The 21,790-nt window shown below is 69.7% G+C and carries 25 protein-coding genes, 1 tRNA gene and 1 pseudogene; 14 read left to right on the forward strand and 13 right to left on the reverse strand.

The annotated features are described in order from the left end of the window. Positions 1–3: 3 nt before the first annotated feature. From AB0J46_RS04425 to AB0J46_RS04450, 6 genes are all read right to left on the reverse strand, one after another. Entirely contained in the window at positions 4–777 is a 774-nt protein-coding gene (locus AB0J46_RS04425) for an SDR family NAD(P)-dependent oxidoreductase (protein WP_352322296.1), read from the reverse strand. A gap of 48 nt (positions 778–825) precedes the next feature. After that, positions 826–1,164 (reverse strand): STAS domain-containing protein, encoded by a 339-nt coding sequence (locus tag AB0J46_RS04430; protein WP_138689510.1) that lies wholly within the window; start codon positions 1,162–1,164, stop codon positions 826–828. A 173-nt stretch (positions 1,165–1,337) separates the two neighbouring features. After that, positions 1,338–2,075, reverse strand: a complete 738-nt coding sequence (locus AB0J46_RS04435) for an ABC transporter ATP-binding protein (RefSeq protein ID WP_358289230.1) — start codon at positions 2,073–2,075, stop codon at positions 1,338–1,340. Further along, entirely contained in the window at positions 2,069–2,824 is a 756-nt protein-coding gene (cbiQ, locus tag AB0J46_RS04440) for a cobalt ECF transporter T component CbiQ (RefSeq protein WP_364326304.1), read from the reverse strand. The genes AB0J46_RS04435 and cbiQ overlap by 7 nt, the downstream gene beginning before the upstream one ends. 23 nt (positions 2,825–2,847) lie before the next feature. Then, positions 2,848–3,855, reverse strand: coding sequence for an energy-coupling factor ABC transporter permease (locus AB0J46_RS04445; RefSeq protein ID WP_364326307.1), 1,008 nt, complete (start codon positions 3,853–3,855; stop codon positions 2,848–2,850). Between the two features lie 74 nt (positions 3,856–3,929). Further along, complete coding sequence (locus AB0J46_RS04450; RefSeq protein ID WP_364326310.1) at positions 3,930–5,786, reverse strand: glycosyltransferase family 2 protein; 1,857 nt, start codon at positions 5,784–5,786, stop codon at positions 3,930–3,932. 271 nt (positions 5,787–6,057) lie between these two features. On the opposite strand from AB0J46_RS04450, the gene AB0J46_RS04455 reads away from it, so the two are divergent. Both AB0J46_RS04455 and AB0J46_RS04460 read left to right on the forward strand, forming a co-directional pair. Continuing rightward, the gene (locus AB0J46_RS04455; protein WP_364326313.1) at positions 6,058–6,450 is read left to right on the forward strand and encodes a hypothetical protein; all 393 of its coding nucleotides are present in this window, start codon (positions 6,058–6,060) and stop codon (positions 6,448–6,450) included. Positions 6,451–6,762: 312 nt separating this feature from the next. Next, positions 6,763–7,704, forward strand: a complete 942-nt coding sequence (locus AB0J46_RS04460; RefSeq protein ID WP_364326316.1) for a D-2-hydroxyacid dehydrogenase family protein — start codon at positions 6,763–6,765, stop codon at positions 7,702–7,704. Between the two features lie 16 nt (positions 7,705–7,720). Here the strand turns inward: AB0J46_RS04460 and AB0J46_RS04465 are convergent, their stop codons facing one another. Next, a complete protein-coding gene (locus AB0J46_RS04465) occupies positions 7,721–8,290 on the reverse strand; it encodes a CGNR zinc finger domain-containing protein (RefSeq protein ID WP_364326319.1) in 570 nt (189 codons plus the stop codon). 71 nt (positions 8,291–8,361) lie between these two features. Between AB0J46_RS04465 and AB0J46_RS04470 the strand changes: the two genes are divergently transcribed. Genes AB0J46_RS04470 through AB0J46_RS04480 form a run of 3 tightly spaced genes read left to right on the forward strand, consistent with a single transcriptional unit; the run spans position 8,362 to position 10,681 of the window. Further along, a complete protein-coding gene (locus tag AB0J46_RS04470) occupies positions 8,362–9,111 on the forward strand; it encodes a class I SAM-dependent methyltransferase (RefSeq protein WP_364326322.1) in 750 nt (249 codons plus the stop codon). A gap of 54 nt (positions 9,112–9,165) precedes the next feature. Continuing rightward, a complete protein-coding gene (locus AB0J46_RS04475; protein ID WP_364326325.1) occupies positions 9,166–9,936 on the forward strand; it encodes an arylamine N-acetyltransferase in 771 nt (256 codons plus the stop codon). Between the two features lie 40 nt (positions 9,937–9,976). Further along, positions 9,977–10,681, forward strand: a complete 705-nt coding sequence (locus tag AB0J46_RS04480) for a class I SAM-dependent methyltransferase (protein WP_364326328.1) — start codon at positions 9,977–9,979, stop codon at positions 10,679–10,681. 15 nt (positions 10,682–10,696) lie between these two features. Here the strand turns inward: AB0J46_RS04480 and AB0J46_RS04485 are convergent, their stop codons facing one another. Next, positions 10,697–11,140: a hypothetical protein gene (locus AB0J46_RS04485; RefSeq protein ID WP_364326331.1), complete on the reverse strand. Its 444-nt coding sequence runs from the start codon at positions 11,138–11,140 to the stop codon at positions 10,697–10,699. Between the two features lie 406 nt (positions 11,141–11,546). On the opposite strand from AB0J46_RS04485, the gene AB0J46_RS04490 reads away from it, so the two are divergent. After that, on the forward strand, positions 11,547–12,218 hold the full coding sequence (locus AB0J46_RS04490) for a hypothetical protein (protein ID WP_364326334.1): 672 nt from the start codon (positions 11,547–11,549) through the stop codon (positions 12,216–12,218). A gap of 22 nt (positions 12,219–12,240) precedes the next feature. Here AB0J46_RS04490 and AB0J46_RS04495 read toward each other — a convergent pair. Further along, positions 12,241–12,465: pseudogene (locus AB0J46_RS04495) on the reverse strand (Imm8 family immunity protein); the annotation flags it as partial. 308 nt (positions 12,466–12,773) lie between these two features. Here AB0J46_RS04495 and AB0J46_RS04500 point away from each other — a divergent pair. The 5 genes from AB0J46_RS04500 (at position 12,774) to AB0J46_RS04520 (ending at position 16,123) form a co-directional block, all read left to right on the forward strand. Beyond that, complete coding sequence (locus AB0J46_RS04500) at positions 12,774–13,802, forward strand: hypothetical protein (protein ID WP_364326337.1); 1,029 nt, start codon at positions 12,774–12,776, stop codon at positions 13,800–13,802. 99 nt (positions 13,803–13,901) lie between these two features. Then, the gene (locus AB0J46_RS04505; RefSeq protein WP_364326340.1) at positions 13,902–14,462 is read left to right on the forward strand and encodes a DUF6461 domain-containing protein; all 561 of its coding nucleotides are present in this window, start codon (positions 13,902–13,904) and stop codon (positions 14,460–14,462) included. A gap of 123 nt (positions 14,463–14,585) precedes the next feature. Beyond that, positions 14,586–15,404: a hypothetical protein gene (locus tag AB0J46_RS04510; RefSeq protein WP_364328036.1), complete on the forward strand. Its 819-nt coding sequence runs from the start codon at positions 14,586–14,588 to the stop codon at positions 15,402–15,404. Beyond that, entirely contained in the window at positions 15,301–15,582 is a 282-nt protein-coding gene (locus AB0J46_RS04515) for a tyrosine-type recombinase/integrase (RefSeq protein WP_364328002.1), read from the forward strand. Before AB0J46_RS04510 ends, AB0J46_RS04515 begins: the two co-directional genes overlap by 104 nt. A gap of 76 nt (positions 15,583–15,658) precedes the next feature. After that, entirely contained in the window at positions 15,659–16,123 is a 465-nt protein-coding gene (locus AB0J46_RS04520) for a hypothetical protein (protein ID WP_364326343.1), read from the forward strand. Positions 16,124–16,202: 79 nt separating this feature from the next. Here the strand turns inward: AB0J46_RS04520 and AB0J46_RS04525 are convergent. Next, a tRNA-Thr gene (locus tag AB0J46_RS04525) sits at positions 16,203–16,275 on the reverse strand. A gap of 20 nt (positions 16,276–16,295) precedes the next feature. Next, positions 16,296–17,267 carry a 23S rRNA (guanosine(2251)-2'-O)-methyltransferase RlmB gene (rlmB, locus tag AB0J46_RS04530; RefSeq protein WP_364326346.1) on the reverse strand — a complete coding sequence of 324 codons (972 nt, stop codon included), beginning with the start codon at positions 17,265–17,267 and terminating at the stop codon, positions 16,296–16,298. Positions 17,268–17,689: 422 nt separating this feature from the next. Between rlmB and AB0J46_RS04535 the strand changes: the two genes are divergently transcribed. After that, positions 17,690–18,400, forward strand: coding sequence for a methyltransferase domain-containing protein (locus AB0J46_RS04535; RefSeq protein WP_364326349.1), 711 nt, complete (start codon positions 17,690–17,692; stop codon positions 18,398–18,400). A gap of 105 nt (positions 18,401–18,505) precedes the next feature. Next, positions 18,506–18,838 (forward strand): NIPSNAP family protein, encoded by a 333-nt coding sequence (locus AB0J46_RS04540; RefSeq protein WP_364326352.1) that lies wholly within the window; start codon positions 18,506–18,508, stop codon positions 18,836–18,838. A gap of 46 nt (positions 18,839–18,884) precedes the next feature. On the opposite strand, the gene cysS is transcribed toward AB0J46_RS04540, so the two are convergent. Together cysS and AB0J46_RS04550 are read right to left on the reverse strand one after the other, a co-directional pair. Continuing rightward, positions 18,885–20,276, reverse strand: a complete 1,392-nt coding sequence (gene cysS, locus AB0J46_RS04545) for a cysteine--tRNA ligase (RefSeq protein ID WP_364326355.1) — start codon at positions 20,274–20,276, stop codon at positions 18,885–18,887. Between the two features lie 43 nt (positions 20,277–20,319). Then, on the reverse strand, positions 20,320–20,736 hold the full coding sequence (locus AB0J46_RS04550; RefSeq protein WP_364326358.1) for a PPOX class F420-dependent oxidoreductase: 417 nt from the start codon (positions 20,734–20,736) through the stop codon (positions 20,320–20,322). Positions 20,737–20,765: 29 nt separating this feature from the next. Between AB0J46_RS04550 and AB0J46_RS04555 the strand changes: the two genes are divergently transcribed. Beyond that, the gene (locus tag AB0J46_RS04555) at positions 20,766–21,767 is read left to right on the forward strand and encodes a DUF2637 domain-containing protein (RefSeq protein WP_364326361.1); all 1,002 of its coding nucleotides are present in this window, start codon (positions 20,766–20,768) and stop codon (positions 21,765–21,767) included. The last annotated feature ends 23 nt before the right edge of the window (positions 21,768–21,790 follow it).

The following is a 21,790-nucleotide window of genomic DNA, read 5'->3' on the forward strand; positions in this document are numbered from 1 at the left end:
ACCTCACTTGGGCTGGAAGCGGATGCCGCCGTCGAAGCGCACGACCTCGGCGTTCATGTAGTCGTTCTGGACGAGCGAGTGCACCAGGTGGGCGAACTCGTCGGCCCGGCCCATGCGCTTGGGGAAGACCACGGGGGCCACGAGCTTGGCCTTGAACTCCTCGGCGTTGCCGGAGAAGCCGTAGATGGGGGTGTCGATGATGCCGGGGCAGATCGTGTTCACGCGTACGCCGATGGCCGCCAGGTCGCGCGCGGCAGGGACCGTCATGCCCACGATGCCGCCCTTGGAGGCCGAGTAGGCGAGCTGGCCCGTCTGGCCCTCCAGGGCGGCGACGGAGGCCGTGTTGATGACCACGCCGCGCTGGCCGTCGGCGTCCACCGGCTCGGTGGCGGCGATGGCGGCCGCGGCGATGCGCATGAGGTTGAAGGTGCCGATCAGGTTGACCTCGATCACCTTGCGGTACGTGGCCGGGTTGTGCGGCTTGCCCTCGCGGTTGACCGTGCGCTCGGCCCAGCCGATGCCCGCGCTGTTGACCACGACGCGCAGCGGCTTGCCCGTGGCCACGGCCGCGTCGACGGCCGCCTGCACCTGATCGTCGTCCGACACGTCCGTCCTGACGAAGACGCCGCCGAGCTCGTCGGCGACGGCCTTGCCGCGCTCCTCGTTGAGGTCGGCGATGACCACGGTGGCGCCCGCGCGGGCGAGCTCGCGGGCCGTCGCCTCACCGAGGCCGCTGGCACCGCCGGAGATGATTGCTGCAGATCCGTTGACGTCCATATCCCGGACCTTAACGCGCCAACCGAATGAAGTTCTACTCGGGGCGGGTTAAATTCCGCCCACGGCGCTGTCGACGTCGGAGTACACCTTGATCCGCCGGTCGAGCCCCGTGGTCCGCAGGATGCGCGCCACGGGCGCCTGGGGCGCGGCGAGGGACACCCCGCCTCCCTCTCCCGTGGCCAGCCGCCAGGCCTCGATCAGCACCGAAAGACCGCTGGAGTCCATGAACGACAGCTGCTGCAGGTCGAGCACGAGCCTGGCGCTGTCCTGCTTGATGGCGTCGCGGACCTCGTCGCGGAGGAACGGTGCGGTGAACAGATCGAGCTCTCCCTCAACGGCCACCACCACGGCGTCACCCAGGGCGTGTCGCGCAAGCCGCAGCTTCATTTGGCCCCTCCTCGATGAGCCACTGTACTTCGACATCCCCGGATAGCGGGCATGCACAAACTACGAAGAGCCGGATACAGAAGGACTAGACCGGACTAATCACGCGCTGGACGCGGCGCTGAGGGTTCTTACCCAGCCGGCCGCCCGGCCCGCGACCTGGGGACCAGGTTGCCTCACCCGGCCGGGACGGCGAAGCCGTACGGGAGTTCCAGGCGGTGCCCGGCCAGCAGCTCGGCGTCGGCCAGCAGCTCGCGCGTGGGCCCGTCGGCGGCGATCACGCCTCCCGACAGGATCAGCGAGCGCTCGCACAACTCCAGCGCGTACGGCAGGTCGTGGGTGACCATGAGCACCGTCACGTCCAGCGAACGCAGGATCTCGGCCAGCTCCCTGCGCGCGGCCGGGTCGAGGTTGGAGGAGGGCTCGTCGAGCACCAGGATCTCCGGCCGCATCGCCAGCACCGTGGCCACCGCCACCCGGCGCCGCTGGCCGAACGACAGGTGGTGCGGCGGCCGGTCGGCGGCCTCCAGCATGCCGACCCGGTCGAGCGCGTCGCGGACCACCCGGTCGAGCTCGGCGCCCTTGAGGCCGGCGTTGGCCGGGCCGAAGGCGACGTCGTCCCGGACCGTGGGCATGAAGAGCTGGTCGTCGGGGTCCTGGAAGACCAGGCCGACGCGCTGCCTGATCTCCTTGAGCGTGTCCTTGCGCACCGGGACGCCGCCCACGGCCACGCTGCCGTGCCCGGCGGTGAGGATGCCGTTGAGGTGCATGACGAGGGTCGTCTTGCCGGCGCCGTTGGGGCCGAGCAGCGCCACCCGCTCACCGCGGCCGATCGCCAGGTTCACGCCGAACAGCGCCTGAGTGCCGTCGGGGTAGGCGTAGGCCAGGTCACTGACCTCCAGAGAGTTCACCATGAGAGCCCCAGAACCGCGAGTGCCACGACGGGCAGGGCGAGCGCCGCCGCCCACTGCCCGATGGATGCCGAAATATCTTGAATTATCGGCATCCGTCCAGCGTAGCCGCGACTCAGCATCGCCAGATGCACCCGCTCGCCCCGCTCGTACGAACGGATGAACAGCGCCCCGGCCGAACGTGCGATCACCGGGATCTGCCGGAAGTTGCGCGCCTCGAACCCGCGCGACTCGCGGGCCACCCGCATCCGCCGCATCTCCTCCAGGATCACGTCCATGTACCTGAGCATGAACATGGCGATCTGCACCAGCAGGCTCGGCAGCCGCAGCCGCTGCGCCCCGACGAGGATGACCCGCGGCTCGGTGGTGGCCGCGAGCAGGATCGAGGCGATCACCCCGAGCGTGGCCTTGACCAGGATGTTCCAGGCCGCCCACAACCCCGGCACGCTCAGCGAGACGCCGAGCACCGTCGTGCGCTCGCCCATCCCGATCACCGGGATCAGGAACGCGAACAACACGAACGGCAGCTCGATCACCATTCGCCGCAGCACGTGCCCGACCGGCACCCGCGCGGCCAGCGCGACGCCTCCGAGCAGCGCCGCGTAGACCGCGAACGCCCAGAAGCGCTCCCGCGGTGTGGCCACCACGACGACGGCGAAGGCGAAGACGGCGAGCAGCTTGCACTGCGGCGGCAGCCGGTGGACGAGGGAGTCACCCGGCAGGTAGAGATCGTGCCGATGCCCCGCGCCCACCGTCACTCACCGTCTCTCACAGATCAGACACTCACGTTCGTACGGCTGCGCGCGGCGAACGCCACGGCCCCGGCGATGAGCAGCACGAGCCCGACGCCGACGATCCCGGCCACGCCGACCGGGATGCCGCCCACCTCACCGTAGTCGGCCAGCGCCCACGACCCGAACGCGTGGTCGGCCGCCTGGCCGCCGAAGCCCTTGTTCTCGGCCACGGCCTCCAGCCCGTCCGGGTCGGAGGCGGCGAAGAAGGACACCACGCCGGCCAGCACCAGGGTCAGCCCGATCCCGCCCAGCAGGAACGGCTTGAGCGCGCCCGGCCGGGCCGCCGGCGCCGGCTCGTCCACGGTCGTGGTGGCGCCGTCGGCCCCCTTGAGCACCAGCGGCTTGGCCAGCCCGCGGGCGCCGTACACCAGGTCGGGCCGGACGGCCAGCACGGCGGCGACGGTGGTGGCGGTGATCAGCGCCTCGCCGATGCCGATCAGCACGTGCACGCCGCCCATGGCCGCGGCCACGGCCGACACCTCGATGGGCGCGGTGCCGCCGATCCAGAACAGCACGGAGAACACCAGCGCCGAGGCCGGCACCGAGATCAGCGCCCCGAGGAAGGCCCCGAGCGTCACCCCGCCCCGGCCCCTGGCCATCGCGGTGACCAGCCGGAAGACGCCCCACCCGACCAGCACGGTGACGATGCCCATGATGGTGATGTTGACGCCCAGCGCGGTCAGCCCGCCGTCGGCGAAGAACACGGCCTGCACCAGCAGCACCACGGCCATGCAGAGCACCCCTGTGTAGGGCCCCACGAGTATCGCCGCCAGCGCGCCGCCCAGCAGGTGGCCGCTGGTGCCCGCCGCGACGGGGAAGTTCAGCATCTGGACCGCGAAGATGAAGGCCGCCACGAGCCCCGCCATGGGCGCGGTCCGGTCGTCCAGCTCGCGACGGGCGCCCCGCAGGCAGACCGCTACCCCGGCGGCCGCCACCGCTCCGGCGGAGACGGATGTAGCTGCGTTGAAGAAGCCATCGGGTACGTGCACGGCAACGCCTCCAGAAGGACGAACAAATCCTCCTCACTTTAGAGCATCACCTTGCACCTGCACATAGGTGGCAATTACTGAAGGAGCTTCCTGAGGATCGTTCGCGGCGTCAGCCGGTGCACGACCGTGCTCAGCCGTCCCTTCCCCGAGGTCGCGTACGGCCGCACGCTGCGCAGCAACGCCGCCCCCCGCCACCTGCGCGGGCCGGCGACCGTGGCGGCGTCGGTCTCGATCCTGAACAGCGCGGGCGGCCCGCCGAGGTCGAGCTCCAGGTAGGCGTCCCAGGTGCCGGGCGGGAGCCGGCCCACCGCCGGCCGGGCCGCGAACCCGCCCCCGGGCAGCGCCGTCACGCGCTCGGCGCGCTCGCGGCCGGTACGCCGTTCGCGCCAGACGATCTGCCTGATCGCCGCGCACTCGGGCACCTGCCCGGCCACGCTGACCTCGCCGTGCACGACGAGCCGGTGGCCCAGCCCCCATCTGGTCCGCTCCAGCCGGACGGTGCCGGGCACGGCGACGACATGGCCGCCGACGTCGATGCTCAGGTTGCCGTTGTCCCTGGTGAAGTACGGCAGGGTCACCACGCCGCCGATCAGGCGGGGCTGCGGCCGGGTGACGCCGTTGTCCCGGTCGGCGCCCAGCCGCCCGTGGCGCACCACCCCCTCCAGCTCGACCGCCACCCGCAGGTCCCAGACGCCGGAGGCGAGCGCGGCGGCCTCCACCCGGGCGGTGAACTCCGCGCCCTGCCGCTCGGCCGGGACGACCAGCTCGCCGTGCGGGTCGTTGCGGGGGCGCAGCACCAGGGCCACGCCGTCGTCCTGGCTGATGCCCTCCAGCCCGGCCGTGCCGCTCACCACCAGGTGGTCCTCCTCCCAGCGCAGCCCGGTCAGCCGCCGCCGCACGGTGGCGCTCTCGATGCGGGCCAGCCGGACCAGGCGGTCGACGTCGCCGAGCGCGGCCACGCGCTGCTTGTCGATGGTGTTGAGCCGGGCGTGCACGCCGGGGGTGAACCACTCGTCGCACAGCGCCGCGACCTCCTGGGCGATCTCCTTGCGGCGCACGTCGTCGCTCTCCAGGAACACCGTGCCGAGCTGGCTGAAGGCGTCGAGCCTGAAGTGCCGGCGCAGCAGGTGGTCGCGCAGCGGGCCGGGCTCGACGTGCCGGGCCATGAGCCGGATGGGCCGCCGGATCATGGTCAGCCAGGCGATCGGGTCGCGGCTGCCCGCCCGCTGCATGATGCTGCTGCCGTCGGACCTGGAGACCAGGTGGTAGCAGTCGTAGTCGGCGACCACCGAGATCACGCCGGCGTGGCAGTAGGCGTGCACGGTGAACATGATGTCCTCGCCGACCAGCATGTCCTCGGCGAAACGGATGCCGTGACGCTCGACCATCTCCCGCCTGAACAGCTTGAAGCAGCTCAGGCTGTTGTAGACGTTGCTGTCGGCGAGGGTCAGGCGCTCGGCGTTCTGCTGGAACATGGAGGCGGGGGCCCGCCTGCCGTGGCCCACGATCTTGCCGAGCACGATGTCGGAGCCGTTCCTGTCGGCCATGGCGACCATGCGTTCCAGCGCCTCGGGGCCGAGGTGGTCGTCGGCGTCGCAGAAGAAGACGTACCGGCCGGTGGCGTGGGCGAGGCCGACGTTGCGCGGCCGGCCGGCGCCGCCCGACCCCTCGATGTGCACGACCTTGACGCTGGACTGGTGGTAGGTGGCGTAGAGGTCGAGGAGCTCGGCGCCGCCGTCGGTGGAGCCGTCGTCGACGACGATGATCTCCTTCTTCACCCGCTGCACGAGCGCCGAGGTGAGGCACCTGTCCAGATAGGGACGGCAGTTGTGCACCGGGATGACGACGCTGACGTCGACCGTCTCGTCGTTGTTGCCCGCCGCCGACATCGCCACCACTGCCGTCACCTCGGAGTCACGTTGCGCCGCCATGTCGTTTCAGTATGTGACGAACGCCCGTCGCCGCGGGGGGCGATCGGCCGTCTTGGAGTCACCTATTTGCCGACCCCGGCGATTCGTTGCATTCTTCGGATAGACCCCACAGATGGCTCTAATCAGCACATTCACCAGGGACCGAATGAGTTTCAGGGGAAAATCCTCGACCTGCCAGAGGAAGAAAACTCTCCGCCGGGATCAGGGACGTACTCCGTGGGCGTCTCAGGTCATCCTCCGGCGGGGTACACACGTCTACAGTTAGGCAACCTTGACCGGGGAGGTGGCGGTAATGGCATCGAATCTTCGCTGGCATCGGGCGGGCGGCACGGGTATGGGCAAGGCCGAGTTCGCTCGTTCATCGGCGCGCCTGACGGAGCTCTTCCAGTGCTCGGCGATGCTGCGACGTACGCGGATGCGGGCCGAGGAGATCGTCGACGAGGCCCGCGCGCTGCTGGCCGAGGCCGAGGCCGAGGAGTTCGCCGACCCCGACCGCATCGAACGTCTGCGCGGCCAGCTGGAGGAGGCCCGGGCTTCCTACTCCAAGGTGCTGACCGCATATGTCACGATCTGCCGCCGGATCAACCAGGAGCGGCAGGAGATTCTGGCGATGCAGATGGACATCGAGTTGAACCGCGATTCCGGCCTGTCGGGAGTCGCTTGATGATTTGTCCGGGACAATTCCCGGAACCCTCGACGGAATGACTCCCCCTCCCTCCGGTCCGCGCCTCCCCTGAGAACGTTCAGATAGATGTGAACCTATGTGACACCTGAGACGTCTTTTGTTCAGGGAGGCCCACCATGCGCGTCCTTGACGGTCTGGCGTCGCCGGACCTGGAGGAGCTCAACCTGGAGCTGATCCTGGTCGCGGCGCTGCACGAAGAGGCGGAAAGGCTAGCCGCCGAATGAACGGGCTCCAGCTCCCCGGCCCCGCCGGGGAGCTGGAGCAGGGGGCCGCGGCGTAGGATCACGGATCATGCTGCGCTGCGCCGTCCTCGACGACTACCAGGGCGTGGCCCTCGGACTGGCCGACTGGTCGCGGGTCCGGGCCACGAGCTTCCGGGCCCACTTCACCAGCCAGGACGAGCTGGTGGCGGCCCTGGCGGACTTCGAGATCGTGGTCGTCATGCGGGAGCGCACGCCGTTCGGCGCTGAGCTGTTCGAGCGGCTGCCCCGGCTGCGCCTGCTGATCACCACGGGCATGCGCAACGCCTCCGTCGACCTCGACGCCGCCCGCGCCCGTGGGGTCACGGTGTGCGGCACCGGCAGCGCCTCCACCCCGCCGGCCGAGCTGACCTGGGCGCTCATCCTGGGCCTGGCCCGCCACCTGGTGCCCGAGGCCACAGCGATGCGCTCCGACGGCCCGTGGCAGAGCACCGTCGGCATGGACCTGCACGGCGGCACGCTCGGGCTGCTCGGCCTCGGCAAGATCGGGGCGCAGATGGCCCGCATCGGGCAGGCGTTCGGCATGGACGTCATCGCCTGGAGCCAGAACCTGACCGCGGCGCGCGCCGGCGAGCTGGGCGTGCGGGCGGTCGCCAAGGAGGAGCTGTTCGCCGAGTCCGACGTCGTCTCCGTCCATCTCGTGCTGAGCGAGCGCACCCGCGGGCTGGTCGGCGCGCGTGAACTGGCGGTGATGCGGCCCAGCGCCTACCTGGTCAACACCTCGCGGGCGGCCATCGTCGACCAGGCCGCGCTGGCGTCGGCGCTGCGCGAGGGGCTGATCGCGGGGGCCGGGCTCGACGTGTTCGAGACCGAGCCGCTGCCCGCCGGGCACGAGCTGCGCAAACTGCCCAACGTGCTGGCCACCCCCCATCTCGGGTACGTCACCGGCGGCAACTACGAGACCTACTTCCGCGACGCCGTGCAGGACATCGACGCGTTCCTGGCCGGCGCGCCGATCCGCGTCCTGGGCTGACCCGGCTCAGCACGGCTCACTCCGCCTTCGTCCTGGCCCGGAAGGCGGCGGTCTTGACGCGGTTCTGGCAGGCCGTGGAGCAGAAGCGGCGGGTGCCGTTGCGGGAGACGTCCACGTAGACGCGGTCGCAGTGGGGAGCGGTGCAGACGCCGAGCCGGTCGCTGAACTCGCTGCCGAGCACGATCGCGAGCCCGGTCGAGCAGCTCGCCGCCCAGTCGCCCGCCACCGAGCCGCCGGGGCCGTGGAAGTGCAGGTGCCACGGCTCGCCGTCGTGGCGTTCGAGCATCGGCCTGGCCCTGCTCTCCTCCAGCAGCGCGTTCGTGGCCATGGCGGCGGCGTCGACGTCGCCGTCCGCCACCGCGCGGAACACCACGCGCAGCCGGGCCGCGACCTCGGCCAGCTCGGCGGCGTCGGCCGCGCCGATCCCGTGATGGCCGGAGTAGACGCTGCCCACCGCGCCGGAGGCGGCCACGGCGAGGTCGTCGGGAACGGGGAACTCGCGCCCGCGCTGCTCGCCCGGAGTCAGCGCGTTGACCAGCGCCACGGCGACCCGGACGATCCCATCTGTGTGACTGTTGTAATCCACTTGACCGGTTACACCTTCGCGTTCTAAGTTGTGACTGCTCAAATCTTAGACGACAGTTACAGGGAGATCTGATGCTCACTCAGGAAGCCGCGCTGGCGTGGATCGAGCGTTGGGACCGTCAGCAGGAGGGCTATCTGCCCGACCGGGAGGCCCGCTTCACCGCGCTGATCGACGCGGTCGAGGCGCTGGGCCGGCCGGATCCCGTGGTCATCGACCTGGGGTGCGGGCCGGGGTCGTTGTCCGCCCGGCTGCTCGAACGCCTGCCCGCGGCCACCGTGATCGCCGTCGACGCCGACCCGCTGCTGCTGGGGCTCGGCCGGGCCGCCTACCCGGGGCTGCGGTTCGTCTCGGCCGACCTGCGCACCGGCGGGTGGACCGAGGCGCTCGGCCTCGACCGTCCGGCCGACGCCGCCGTCAGCACCACCGCGCTGCACTGGATCTCACCCGAGGAACTTCAGGAGACGTACGCCGAGCTGGCCGGCGTCCTGCGCCCAGGCGGGATCCTGCTCAACGGCGACCACATGGACTCCTCCTCCCCCACCCTGGCCCGGCTGGAGCACGCGGTGCACCAGCGCGAGACCGACCGGGTCTTCGGCGACCGCCGACCCGAGGACTGGCGCGCCTGGTGGGACGCCATCGCCGCCGACCCCGCCTTCGCCGACCTCAACCAGGAGCGCAGCACGGCCGGCGCATCCCATCACGGCTCGGAGTCCCACCTGGTCGAGCAGCACGTCGGCGCGCTGACCAAGGCCGGGTTCGGCGAGATCGGCACGTTGTGGCAGCGCGGGAACAACCGCCTGCTGTGCGCCGTGCGGAGCTGACCCGCGCCGCCATCCGGCGGGCGCAGGCAGGCGAGACGTGGTTTCCTGTAGGTCATGGACGAGTCGCAAGTCACCCGCTACCTGGACAGATTCGGAGCGTCCCGGCCGGTGCCGCCGGACGTCCACGGCCTGCGGTCCCTGCAGCTCGCGCACCTGCGGGCGGTGCCGTTCGAGAACCTGAGCATCCACCTCGGCGAGCCGATCTCCCTCGCTCCCGACGCCCTGTTCGACAAGCTCATCACCCGCCGCCGCGGCGGCTTCTGTTACGAGCAGAACGGACTGTTCGCCGCGCTGCTCACCGCGCTCGGCTACCGGGTGACCCTGCTCGCGGCGCGGGTGTTCGGCGGCGGCCGGCCGGGGCCGCTGTTCGACCACCTCGCGCTCCGCGTCGACCTCGACGAGCCCTGGCTGGTGGACGTCGGCTTCGGCGACTTCGCCGACGAGCCGCTGCGGATCGACGAGCGCGGCGAGCAGAAGGACGGCGCGGGGGTGTTCCAGATCGTCCCCGCTCCCGGGGAGCACGGCGATCTCGACGTGTCGCACAACGGCGAGCCCGCCTACCGGCTCACCGCGCGGCCGTACGAGCTGGCCGACTTCGTGCCGACCTGCTGGTGGCAGGCGACCTCGCCGGACTCGCACTTCACCAGGTCGCCGGTGTGCTCGATCCGCACGGCGGAGGGGCGTACCACGATCAGCGGGCGCAAGCTGATCGTCACCCGGCAGGGCGAGCGCGCCGAACGCATCCTGAACGAGAACGAGCTGCTTCCGGCGTACCGGGAGCACTTCGGCGTGACGCTCGACCGGGCGCCGGCGGCGGGAGCCTGACCCGGGGGACGTCACACCGGCTGGACTACGGTGGCCGATCATGGCCGACTACATCTCTCCCGTCTTCTACGACCTGCTCGCCGTGCACAGCCACGTACCGGGCGTGCGCGAGAAGTTGCCGTCTCTTCTGGCCGGGGTCCGCCGCAGCGTCCTGGAGGTAGGCGCGGGAACCGGCCTGATCACCACGTCCCTGGCCGAGTGGACGCCCGCCGAGATCTTCGCGCTGGAACCCTCGGCCACGATGCGGGCGGTACTGCTCTCCCGCCTGGCCGAACGGCCCGACCTGCTCGAACGGGTCACCGTGCTGCCCTGCGACGCCCTGGGCCTCGACCTCGACGAGCCGGTCGAGGCCATGGTGATGATCAACGTGTTGTACGCCCTGGAGCCCGGCTACCACAGGCGGCTCTGGCCCGTCCTGGCCGACCGGCTGGAGCCCGGCGGGCTTCTCGTGCTCACCTGGCGCGACGGCGGTCCGCCGAAGCCGCGTCCCATGCGGCACCTGGACTCCCGCCGGGTGGGCCGCCACACGTACACGGTCTCGTCCGAGATCATCGAGTCGGACGACGAACGCGCCACGTGCCGCTACCTCTACCGGATCACCCGGGGCGACGAAGTGCTCAGCGAGGAAGAACTCGTCGGGCACGCCTACCGTCCCGCCTGGGAGGTGCTGCGGGACGAACTCGTGAGCGCGGGTTACGTCCGCACCGCCGCCCCCGACGGCCTCCTGGCCTGGCGACGCGCCTGATCTCCCGGGCGGGCCTCAGTCGTCGCTCCAGACATACCAGCGTCCGTCGAAGTGTTGGTAGGAACCCGGTCCGTCGATGTCCGGCTCATCGTTCGAGCTCCAGGCGAATCCGTAACTGCCGAAGAATCCCGCGTCCTCGATCATGAACCCGACGGCTCCGCGGGAGGCTACCAGGTACTTGACGGGATAAAGCCCGATCCATCGCCCCGCCTCGGGCGGCGTCCCGTCTGACACAGTCTGCGCGAGGTGCTCAAGACTGCCACGCGACAACTCGAACCGCACCCTGACCGGCGCGCCGACGTAGACCAGCGCTCCTGCCAAAGCCGCGACCAAGGGCGGCACGATCCAGAACCGCCAGTGACGGCGTAACTCGACCGCCCGGTCCCTCCGGAGCAGAGCGCCACCGAGCACGACAAGCCAAGGAATCCCGAACAACACCCAGCCGGCACCGATGGCCATCAACCACATGAAATGCCAACCGGGAACGCTGGTCGCATAAACCGTCCCCAGAGCCAGTACAACGGCAATCGCTCCCCATGCCCTGTCCCTGACGCCCAAGGAACCCTCCGCGCGTGACGAGAGCGGACGCAAGGGCCGCCCTTTTTCCATCCTCGAAATCACCAGTCGGCACCCGATCGTTACGAGACATCGTCCAACCGCCCGACACCTTTCTCTTACTCTTTTCCCTGCTATATCCACGAAATGAAGGACACTGATGAAGCTCCTCTTCGCGGGCCTCGCGACCACGGCCGCAGTCGTGTGCACCGCGGCCTTACCCGCTCAGGCCGCATCTCCGGCAACCACGCAGGCCGCCCCCGCGGACGCGGTGAAAGCGCTGAAAGCCCAACTACTACCAGGTAAGGGCGTGAAGATCACCGAATTAAGCAGCATCACCCTCGATTTCACCGTCGACGGCCAGGACATGCAGGTGGAGGTGAAGACCCGCACCACCGGCACGCTGGCGTTCGGCAAGGGCAAGGTGGCGGCCGCCGACCTCCGTGTCCGTATGTCGTCCCGCCAGAAGGAGTTCGAACCTCCCTACCGGGTCGTCGCCGAAGGCAGAAACGCCTACGTGACCAACCCCGGCATCGCCAAGGCGTTGCCCGCCGGCCGCTCCTGGATCGGCTCGCGGACCAGTGGTCGCGAGAACTCCATCCTCGACATGGGCACCACCCCGGCCGACCTGAAGTTCATGCTGGATCACTCCTCCGAGGTGGCGCCCGGCGAATACCAGGGCACCTCCACCCTCGCCGCCTACCGGCACAACAAGGCGGCCGGTGAAGGCAGCGTCGAGTTCCACCTGTACTTCGACAAGAACAACCTGCTCACCCGCACAGTCGTCGACTCGACCCCGTCCTCGGACGACGACGACTACGGCCAGATGGCCTTCCACACCGACACCAGCTTCTCGGGCTGGGGCGCCAAGGTGCAGATCACCGCACCGGCGGCCGGCAAGGTCATCAACGAGAAGAAGCTCACCCCGAAGACCCGCAGGGCCGTCATCAAGGCCGGCTACCCGGAGCCCGGCCCCTTCTGACCACCTGGCACAGGGCCCGGCATCACCGGCCCGCCGCCCGCACGCCAAGGCGGGGCTGCCGCCGCAGCCCCGCGGATCTTCTCTGCCAGGTCGGAGCCTCCAGTACGGCGACCCGTTCACTCAGCCACTCGGTGACCTTCTCCGGACGAAGCTCGGCGACGAAGAGCCAGTGCCGGCCCACGAGAAAGGCACGCTGTTCGAGCGGCTCCGCGAGAGCCGACGGGGTGCAGACGGTGAGCTGAAATTGTTGCTCGCCCGGCTAATCGATGACCCCGCCTGCGAACTCCGGTAAATGCATGTCGACCCCCAGGGAGAATCAGTTACCCAGCGCTCCCCCGACGGTCGTTTCGGTGACATCCCCCGCGTCCATTGACGCACCTTTCACGGCCTGCGAACGGGAACTTACTTTTCGGCCCCGACGTCTGAGCAGAGGTGAGACGTTCCGCATATTCGAGGCTGCTGATCACCACATTAGGAGCCCTGCTCACCGCCGGTACAGGCGGTTGCTCGACACATATCTCGCAATCGGCGTCACGACCGGCTGCCCCTCCTCCGGTGCCGGACTTACCCGCGGCCGAGGACGTCTGGCCCGAGGCGTTCTTCTCGGTGCCACGCTGGTTCAGCGACACCCGCGACGTTCGGCCACTGGCGATGCTCAGCAAGCACGAGGTGCTGATGGCCGACCCGAACGAGCACCGGCCGATCCTGGTGAACTACGACCGGCGGACCGGCAGGCACAAACTCTTGGGGACCATCCCCGAAAGCGCGGCACACTATCACCGGATCGAGAACGTGACCGTCAGCGATTCGCAGATCGTGTGGATCGCCGCAGTCCGCCATCCGGACCGCACGAGCCCCGAGTTGCAACTGTGGACGATGCCGATCACCGGCGGTCACATCCGTTTCGTGGCCCTTGTCGCGCCCGACCCCGACCGGCCCGGGGGCCGGGACGGCCGGATGTACCGCCTGGAGATCGCGGGCGACCAGATCGTCTGGTGGGACGACCGGGGAGGCTCCGTCTACCGCGTCCCCCTCACCGGCGGAACTCCGGCCCTGATGGGCTCCGGCCACGTCTCCACCTGGCCTTGGGCGCACAACGGCAGGAACACCGTCACCAACCTCGTCACCGGCGAGAAACGCTCCGCCGAGAAGGTCGACGGCACCGACCCGCGCTGCGGACCCGACTGGTGCGTCAGCGGCGTCGCCCGCGCCGCCGACCAGCTGACCGAAGTGATCGTGCAACGCCGGGACGGCTCACGACGCAGCATCGTCCCCGGCGGGTTCCGCAGAAACCCTCTCTTCCACGACAGATTCGGGTTCTTCGATCCGCCGAAGGTCATCGGCGAGGGTTCCTCCATCTCCACAGCCCGTGTCGGAACGTTGGAGAGCGGCAGCGTGATCTACGACCGCTGCGCCGACCGGTCCGCTGCGCTCCGGCCGAAAGCGGGCAAGCCGGCCGAAGGTGAGTTGACCGTTCAGGTCGGCGGTTCCCTCTCCGACGGCCCGTTGTTGTTCTGGCGCGACGACGCCCGCAAGCAATACACGGTCATGGATCTGGCCGCCATCCCAGGGCAGGGCTGCTGACCGACGTTCCGGCGCGGAAGTGTCCGTAGGCGAGCCCACCGCTGGCCGCCTCCCGACGACAGAGCCTTTCCTGTCGGTGCCGACTGCCAGCATGACGACATGTCCTTGCAGCCCCCCGATGTCTCCTGGCTCCGCGGCGAATACGCCGACGAGTGCTACAGCTTCATCTACGTGCGCGCCACGCCCGAACAGGTGGTCGCGCGCCTCGGCGGCCGCTGGGAGGACTTCACCCCGGGCCCCTTCCTCGAAGACCCGGCCCCCAGGGCCCCTGTCGGCGTCACCTCCATCGGCGACTGGACGTTCGTCTCCGAGCCCGACTGGCTCGGCACCTGCGAAGACCTGATCACCGAGCTGTCCAAGGGCACCCGCCTCGTCTCCCAGGCCGCACTCGGCGTCAAGGGCCTCGACTACTTCTACTGGTGCGAGGACGGCGAGATCAGATTCGGCTGGGGCGGCGACGACGGCTTCCTGACGGAAACGCCCGCCGAACTCGTGGACACGATGGAGGAGATCGACAGGCTCTACCCATCGCGTCCCCGGCTCTACGAAGGCCCGGCCTTCCTGCTCGTCGAGCACCTGACCGGCATCAGGACGACAGAGCACCTGCTGAAGAGCTCCACGTTCAAATGGGGCACCATCCCACCTACGACCAAGCCCTGACCTCGGCGCGTCGAAGCCGAGTCGTCCCCCTGGCGCCGCTTGTCGGTGGTCATGTGCCCACGTTCCCCTCAAGACGGGATGTTGTGCCACCGTGATCGCCTTGTATGCGGCAAGGGAGACTGTTTGGTCGTCTTCTCCTGTGCGTCGTGCGACGCCGTGCTGACCGCGCGCGTGGCGCGGGTGGCGCTCCCCGACCACTCCGGCCAGAAGTACGGCCATGACCTGCTCCCCGGTCTGCTGGAGCCGGGAACATACGTCATGGACCCTGGAGATGGCGCGGTGCCGACGCAACCGCCGCCGGAGCGCCCTGCCACAGCGCCGATGCTGCGCCATCGGGAAGTGCGGCAAGGGCTACCCAGCCCGCTACACGATCATCGGCATTCGTCGCACTCTCCGGCAGCACTCGGCCACGCTATCCGCGAGGAGCTGATCTCGAAGAACGTCGCGGCGTTGACCACACTGCCCAGCGCCAGCAAGACCAAGAAGAAGCGGCAACAGGTGGTCTGGAGCGTCGATGAGGCCCGTCGCTTCCTCGAACACGTCCATGACGATCCGCTCTACGCCGCGTATGTGCTCGTCCTCGTCCTCGGACTGCGGCGCGGGGAAGTGCTCGGCCTGGCATGGGACTGCGTGGACCTCGACGCCGAAGAACTCCACGTCGCCCGACAACTCACCAGAGTCGGCGGCCAACTCCTGCACAGGGACAAGACCAAGACCGACTACTCGTCCGCCTCGCTCCCACTCCTGGGCCTGTGCGTCTCGGCCCTGAAGCTGCGTCGCGAGCTGCAAGGCCAGGCCCGTGAAAAGGCCAGCGGCAAAGTGGAAGGACTCAGACTTGGTGTTCACCACGAGATACGGGACGCCCATCGAACCACGAAACCTCAACCGCGCCTTCGAGGCCCACTGCAAGTACGCCGGTGTCCCGCGCATCCGCTTCCATGACACCCGGCACACCTGCGCCTCGCTCCTGGCCGCGCTCGACGTCCACCCGCGCGTGGCCATGCGCATCCTCAGGCACACACAGATCAGCGTGACCATGAACGTCTACACCCAGATCCCAAGCCCGGAAACCCGCAACGCCCTTGCTCGCCTCAATGCCAGTCTGGAGAACGCCCCATAACCGACGTAGATGCGAAAAGGCCCTCGGAATCGCCCACAGGCCCTCTTCTCATCGCGTGCCGTGCTGAGATTGCAGAATGAATGAAGCCGATCGCGCTGCGGTGCTCGCCTTACAGAACCTCTTCGCGACGCTGGGCGCAGGTGCCCCTCAGGAGCGGGCTGCCTCAGAGATCTCAGAGGACATACCTCAGCTGGCTGGCTTCTTGGCGCTGCGGCGCATATGGCCAGACTTGATCAATGGCTGGGCCTCGCCGGGAGCGCTGGAAGGCATTCCCGCGGCTGCTCGACTGCTCGCCGACGGCGCGGACCCCACCGACCTTGCCCGGGTCGCCCAGGTGGCCGCCTACGAAACGGCGTTCGGCCTCCTCTACAGCCTCACCGCCCACGGCCGCGACGACGACGCACCCACGAACACCTCTGGCTGGCGTCTCATGGAGACCACACCGTCAGGCGAACTCACTGGCAGGGCCGTACAAGGTCTTCATGAGAGCCTGCTCACCATGGACCCCTCAGGCCGCGAAGGGCAGGACATCTTCGGTTAGAGCCGGTTGCTGTACAACCCTGCTGTACGAGATCGAAAAGGCCCTCTCCCGATCATGGGAAAGGGCCTTCTACGTGCAGAGCCGACGAGGGGAATCGAACCCCTGACCTTCTGTTTACAAGACAGATGCTCTGCCGATTGAGCTACGTCGGCACGGCCTACCAGTGTAGACGCTAGCGGCGCCTGTGACGAGCGACCTCGTACAGTGCCACACCGGCGGCGACCCCCGCGTTGAGGGATTCCGCGGCGGCCTGCATGGGGATGCGGACGACCACGTCGCACTGCTCCCGGACCAACCGGCCGAGGCCCTTCCCCTCGGAGCCCACCACGACCACGAGCGGCTCGGCGAGGAGGTCGGCGTCGCCGATGTCGATCTTTCCGGCGCCGTCGAGGCCGACGATGAAGAGGCCGGCTTCGCGGTATTCGCGCAGGGCGGCCGTCAGGTTGGAGGCGCGGGCGACGCGCAGCGTGGCGAGCGTGCCGGCCGAGGTCTTCCAGGCGCCACCCGTCACCCCGGCCGAGCGGCGGGACGGGATGAGCAGGCCATGCGCGCCGAACGCGGTGGCGGAACGGGCGATGGCGCCCAGGTTGCGCGGGTCGGTGACCGAGTCGAGCGCGACGATCAGCGGGACTTCGGCCGCGTCCTGGGCCAGATCGACCAGCTCGGACGGATGCGCATAGTCGTAGGCGGGGATCTGGAGCGCGATGCCCTGGTGGACGACGCCCTCCGTCATCCGGTCGAGCTTGTCGCGGGTGACTTCAAGCAGCGCGATCCCGCGCTCCGCCGCGATCTTGATGGAGTCGCGTACGCGGTCGTCGCTCTCGACGCGCTGGGCCACGTAGAGGGCGTTGGCGGGCACCCCGGCCTGCAGCGCCTCCAGCACCGGGTTGCGACCGCCGATGTATTCGGGGGCGTCCTCGGAACGCTTCTGCCGGGCCGGGCCGCTGCCCGGACGGCGCGTCTCGCCGCCGCGGTCCTCCCTGGCGATGCGCTCGGACCTGGCCTTGTCCTTGTACCAGTGGCGCATCTCGGCAGGCGGCGTCGCGCCCCTGCCCTCGAGCGACCGGCGCTTCTGGCCCCCGGTGCCCTTGGAGGGGCCCTTCTTCTTCGCGGGCCTGCCCGATGCCCTACCGCCTGCTGCCATGCCATCAAGGGTATCGGCCCGCCGACCCACCCGATCCCGCCGGGCAAGCCCCCGTCCGATCCCGCCAAGAAGGGCGACGTCCGCACCCGGACGTCCGCACACGACCGGCCGCGACACCCCCGGCGAGCCGCCTGTCCGCAAAACGCACGTAGCGCGCCGCTCACCACCTCACCGAGCGTCTTGCGTCAGCACATCACCACAAATCGCCCCACCAGGCCGCACACGAGATCGGGCCGCACACGAGTTCGGGCCGCACACGACACCATGACCGCACATCGCGACGACCGCAGGGCCGCCCGCCCTCTCCCAGCAGCGCCCCCAAACAGCCCCCGCACGGCGCAAAAAGCGCCTGCCTCAAACCGGCCCCAGACAACTCCGAAGGCGCCCACCCCCACCCCAAAGGCCGGTTATGGTCCTGGGCCATGACTGAGTCCGCCTACCTCCACGCCACCCGAACGGCCTACGACACCGTCGCCCCCGAATACGCCGACCTACTGAGGAACGAACTCGACACCAAGCCTTTGGACCGGGCCATGCTGGGAGCGTTCGCCGAGCTCGTGCAGGGCCCGGATGCCGGAGAGGTGGCCGACCTCGGTTGCGGCCCGGGCCGCGTCACCGCTCACCTCCACGCCCTCGGGGTGAACGCCTTCGGCATCGACCTGTCGCCAGGGATGATCGACGTCGCCCGCCGGAGCCACCCCGGCCTCCGCTTCGAAGTGGGCTCGATGACCGCGCTGGACCTGGCGGACGCGTCCCTGGCCGGCGCCGTCGCGTGGTACTCCACCGTCCACACCCCGCCGGAGCTCCTGCCGACGGTGTTCGCCGAGATCCACCGGGTGCTGGCGCCGGGGGGCCACCTGCTGATCGCGTTCAAGGTCGGCGACGAACGCCGCCACCTCAGCCAGGGCTACGGCCACAAGCTGTCACTGGACGTCTACTGGACTCCCCCGGAGCACATCGCCGACCTCCTCGCCAAGGCCGGCCTGTCCCTGCACGCCCAGCTCATCCGCGAACCCGACGAGAGCGAAAGACCCCGCTCAGGCCCGCAGGCCTTCTTCCTGGCCCACAAACCAACCGACAAACCGGCCGACGAAGCGACCGACAAGCCGAAAACCCCAAACTCCAGCAGCTAGCCCCCGAACACGAGCCCCGAAAACACTGACGGAGGATGTCAGCGACCACCGAATAACGTGCCCGCCACCCAGCACTACCCCGACCATCCCCCAAGGAGCAACCGCATGATCCTGGAGATCCGCACCTACCGCCTCAAACCCGGCACCCGCGCAGACTTCCTCCGGATCATGCACGAAGAAGCCCTCCCCCTCCTGGCGAAGGCCGGCATCGACGTCGTGAGCAGCGGCGCCTCCCTCGTGGACGAGGACGGCCACGAGGAGGCGTACCTCATCCGCGCGTTCCCCTCGAAACAGACCCGCGACGAGCAGGAGGACGCCTTCTACACCAGCCCGGCATGGCACCAGGGCCCGCGTGAGGGCATCGTCTCGCGCATCGACGGCTACCACACGATCGTGATCGAGACCACCGACGCCGCCGTCGCGGCCCTCCGCGGCTGACGGCGGACACGAAAGGCGCCCGCCGTCACTCAGGAGCGGCGGAAGGTCAGCGGGCCAGCTCCCAGCGGGCGCCGTGCGGCGTGTCCTCGACCGTGATGCCCGCCGCGGCGAGCTGGTCGCGGATCGCGTCGGCCGCCGCGTAGTCCTTACGGGCCCGCGCGGCCTTGCGCTGCTCCAGGGCCACCGCCACCAGCGCGTCGACCACCGGCGACAGGTCGGAGCCGCCCCCGCGCCACTGCGGCGAGCGAGGGTCGAGGCCGAGCACGTCGAGCATGTTCTGGGTCTCGGCGAGGAGCCGCGCGATGGCCTCCTTGTCGCCCCGCGACAGTGCCACGTTGCCCTCGCGCACCACCTCGTGCACCACGGCGAGCGCCTGCGGCGTGCCGAGGTCGTCGTCGAGCGCGTCGGCGAACGCCTGCGGAAGGGGCGCGTCGGCGTCGACGTCGTGGATCACCTCGGCGGCGCGGGTGACGAAGCCCTCGATCCGCTGGTAGGCCGCCGCCGCCTCCAGCAGCGCCTCCTCGGAGTACTCGATCGAGGAACGGTAGTGCGGCGCGGCCAGGTAGTAGCGCAGCTCCACCGGACGCACCTTCTGCACCATCTCGGGGATCAGCAGCGAGTTGCCGAGCGACTTGCTCATCTTCTCGGCGCCGATCTTGAGCATGCCGTTGTGCATCCAGTAGCGGGCGAAGCCGTCGCCGGCGGCCTGCGACTGGGCGATCTCGTTCTCGTGGTGAGGGAAGATCAGGTCGATGCCGCCGCCGTGGATGTCGAACGTCGGCCCGAGGTACTTGGTGGCCATCGCCGAGCACTCCAGGTGCCAGCCGGGACGCCCGAGCCCCCACGGCGTGGGCCAGGTCGGCTCGCCCGGCTTGGCGCCCTTCCACAGGGCGAAGTCGCGCGCGTCGCGCTTGAGCGACTCGTCGTCGGTGTCGCCCGCCCCCCGCATGTTCTCCAGCTTCTGGTTGGAGAGCTTGCCGTAGTGGTCGGCGTAGGACTGGACGCTGAAGTAGACGTCGCCGCCCGAGGCGTAGGCGTGGCCGCGCTCGATCAGCCGCTCCATCAGCGTGATCATCTCGGGCACGTGGCCGGTGGCCCGCGGCTCGACCGTGGGCGGCAGGCAGCCGAGCGTGTCGTAGGCCCAGGTGAAGGCCCGCTGGTTGCGCTCGGCGATCACGAACCAGGGCACGTCCTCCGCGGCCGACACCCTGATGATCTTGTCATCGATGTCGGTGACGTTGCGGCAGAACGTCACGTCGTATCCGGAACGCGTGAGCCAGCGCCTGAGCACGTCGAAGTTCACGCCCGAGCGGATGTGCCCGATGTGCGGAGGAGCCTGCACGGTGGCCCCACACAGGTAAATCGACGCCCGGCCGGCTTCGACCGGAACGAATTCACGGATGGCGCGCGTGCTGGTGTCGTAGATGTGCAGGCTCACGAAGGCAAGGCTAACGCCTCGGGGGCTCTCGTAGGCCGATTACTCAGCCTCGCACCGTGACCTTGTCGGGACGGATCCGGATGATCAGGCGCTCGGTGCCCGGCTTGTCCTCCCACGGCTCGCCCGTGTACTTCTGGGCCAGCTCCTGGATCAACGCGCCCTCGGGGTCCTCCTCGATCGTCACCCGGCCGCGCACCTCCAGGTAGCGATAGGGGTTGCCGGGGTCGATGACCAGCAGACTCGTCCGCGGGTCGCGCTCGAAGTTGCGCGGCTTCACCCGCCCCCGGACGGTCGAGAACAGGACGTCGTCGCCGTCCGTGCGCACCCACACGACGGTCGACTGCGGTCCGCCGTCGGGGTTGAGGCTGGTCACCGTCGCATGATTCGGGGCATCCAGGAGTTCGCGCGCTTCTTCCGGCAGCTCGGGCATGTGTCTCCCTCGATCGGTCGTGATCCCCATTCTTCTGTAGTCTCGAAGGCGCCATGGACGTGACTCCCCCCTCTACGCTCCGTCGCCTGGGCATCGCCCTGGCCGGGCTCGCGGTGGCCGCTCTGACCGGAGCCGCCTGCGCGCTGTCCTTCGACGATCTGCGCGCGCTGGCCGTCACCGGCGAGGCGCGGCAGGACCTCGCCTTCCTCTATCCGGCCGCCTTCGACGCGCTGCTCGTGGTCGCGCTGCTCGGCGTGCTGCTGCTGCGCCCCGCCCGGCCGCTGGTGCGGGCGCAGGCCGCCACCGTGCTGGTGCTGCTCATCGTGGCCGCCGCGGCGGCCAACGTGGCGACCGCGCTGCGGTTCACCTTCGACGCGCGCCAGGTGGCCGTGGGCGTGGCCCTGGCGCCCTGGGTCATGCTGGCCGTGGCCCTGTGGCTCTGGCTGCTGCTGATCAAGCACGTCCAGGCTCACCGGGGCGCGGCGCGCGAGGAGGAGGACGACGACGACTTCGTGCCCTTCCACCCGGGCCGCACGGCCGACACGCCGCCGCCGCTCGTGACCGAGGCGCCCCCGCCGATGCTGGAGTCCACGCCGCTGGTGGGGCCCACGGCCGCGCCGGAGACACCGCCGGTCCCGGCCCAGGTGCCCGAGTGGCAGGCCGCACCGCAAGAGCCGGAACCCGAGCCCGTACGAGCCCCTGACCCCGAACCGGAACCCGAACCGGAACGGAAGCCGGAACCTGAGCCAGAGCCCGAGCCGGAACCCGAGCCCGAGCCCGAGCCGTTGAGGCGGCCGGTCCGGTGGGGCGACCGGGTGAAGCCGACCGACGTCCTGGTCCACCCCCGCACCGACACCCGGGCCACCGACACGCGCGACGTCGACACCCAGCCCGTCCCCGTCGTCGAGGACGACCGCAGGACCCGCCCCGCCACCGACGCGTCCCAGACGCCCCAGAGCGACTCTGAGGACACCGCGCCCCACCCGGTGATCCACGAGGACACCCAGGCCCCGTCCGGCCGCCTGCGCAGCACTCCGCGCCCGCCGGACCCCGAGGAATAGCGGCCACGCCCCGAAGAATCGCA

The sequence above is a fragment of the Nonomuraea sp. NPDC049758 genome, assembly GCF_040674635.1.
Taxonomy (GTDB): Bacteria; Actinomycetota; Actinomycetes; order Streptosporangiales; family Streptosporangiaceae; genus Nonomuraea.

Excerpts from the sequence above, each read along its gene's own strand:
- AB0J46_RS04450 (WP_364326310.1), bottom strand. The coding sequence starts at position 5,786 with ATGGCGGCGCAACGTGACTCCGAGGTGACGGCAGTGGTGGCGATGTCG.
- AB0J46_RS04475 (WP_364326325.1), top strand. The coding sequence starts at position 9,166 with ATGGACGAGTCGCAAGTCACCCGCTACCTGGACAGATTCGGAGCGTCC.
- AB0J46_RS04460 (WP_364326316.1), top strand. The coding sequence starts at position 6,763 with ATGCTGCGCTGCGCCGTCCTCGACGACTACCAGGGCGTGGCCCTCGGA.
- AB0J46_RS04480 (WP_364326328.1), top strand. The coding sequence starts at position 9,977 with ATGGCCGACTACATCTCTCCCGTCTTCTACGACCTGCTCGCCGTGCAC.
- AB0J46_RS04535 (WP_364326349.1), top strand. The coding sequence starts at position 17,690 with ATGACTGAGTCCGCCTACCTCCACGCCACCCGAACGGCCTACGACACC.
- AB0J46_RS04520 (WP_364326343.1), top strand. The coding sequence starts at position 15,659 with ATGAATGAAGCCGATCGCGCTGCGGTGCTCGCCTTACAGAACCTCTTC.
- AB0J46_RS04425 (WP_352322296.1), bottom strand. The coding sequence starts at position 777 with ATGGACGTCAACGGATCTGCAGCAATCATCTCCGGCGGTGCCAGCGGC.
- AB0J46_RS04435 (WP_358289230.1), bottom strand. The coding sequence starts at position 2,075 with ATGGTGAACTCTCTGGAGGTCAGTGACCTGGCCTACGCCTACCCCGAC.
- AB0J46_RS04505 (WP_364326340.1), top strand. The coding sequence starts at position 13,902 with ATGTCCTTGCAGCCCCCCGATGTCTCCTGGCTCCGCGGCGAATACGCC.
- AB0J46_RS04430 (WP_138689510.1), bottom strand. The coding sequence starts at position 1,164 with ATGAAGCTGCGGCTTGCGCGACACGCCCTGGGTGACGCCGTGGTGGTG.
- AB0J46_RS04470 (WP_364326322.1), top strand. The coding sequence starts at position 8,362 with ATGCTCACTCAGGAAGCCGCGCTGGCGTGGATCGAGCGTTGGGACCGT.
- AB0J46_RS04540 (WP_364326352.1), top strand. The coding sequence starts at position 18,506 with ATGATCCTGGAGATCCGCACCTACCGCCTCAAACCCGGCACCCGCGCA.
- rlmB (WP_364326346.1), bottom strand. The coding sequence starts at position 17,267 with ATGGCAGCAGGCGGTAGGGCATCGGGCAGGCCCGCGAAGAAGAAGGGC.
- AB0J46_RS04485 (WP_364326331.1), bottom strand. The coding sequence starts at position 11,140 with ATGGCCATCGGTGCCGGCTGGGTGTTGTTCGGGATTCCTTGGCTTGTC.
- AB0J46_RS04550 (WP_364326358.1), bottom strand. The coding sequence starts at position 20,736 with ATGGGGATCACGACCGATCGAGGGAGACACATGCCCGAGCTGCCGGAA.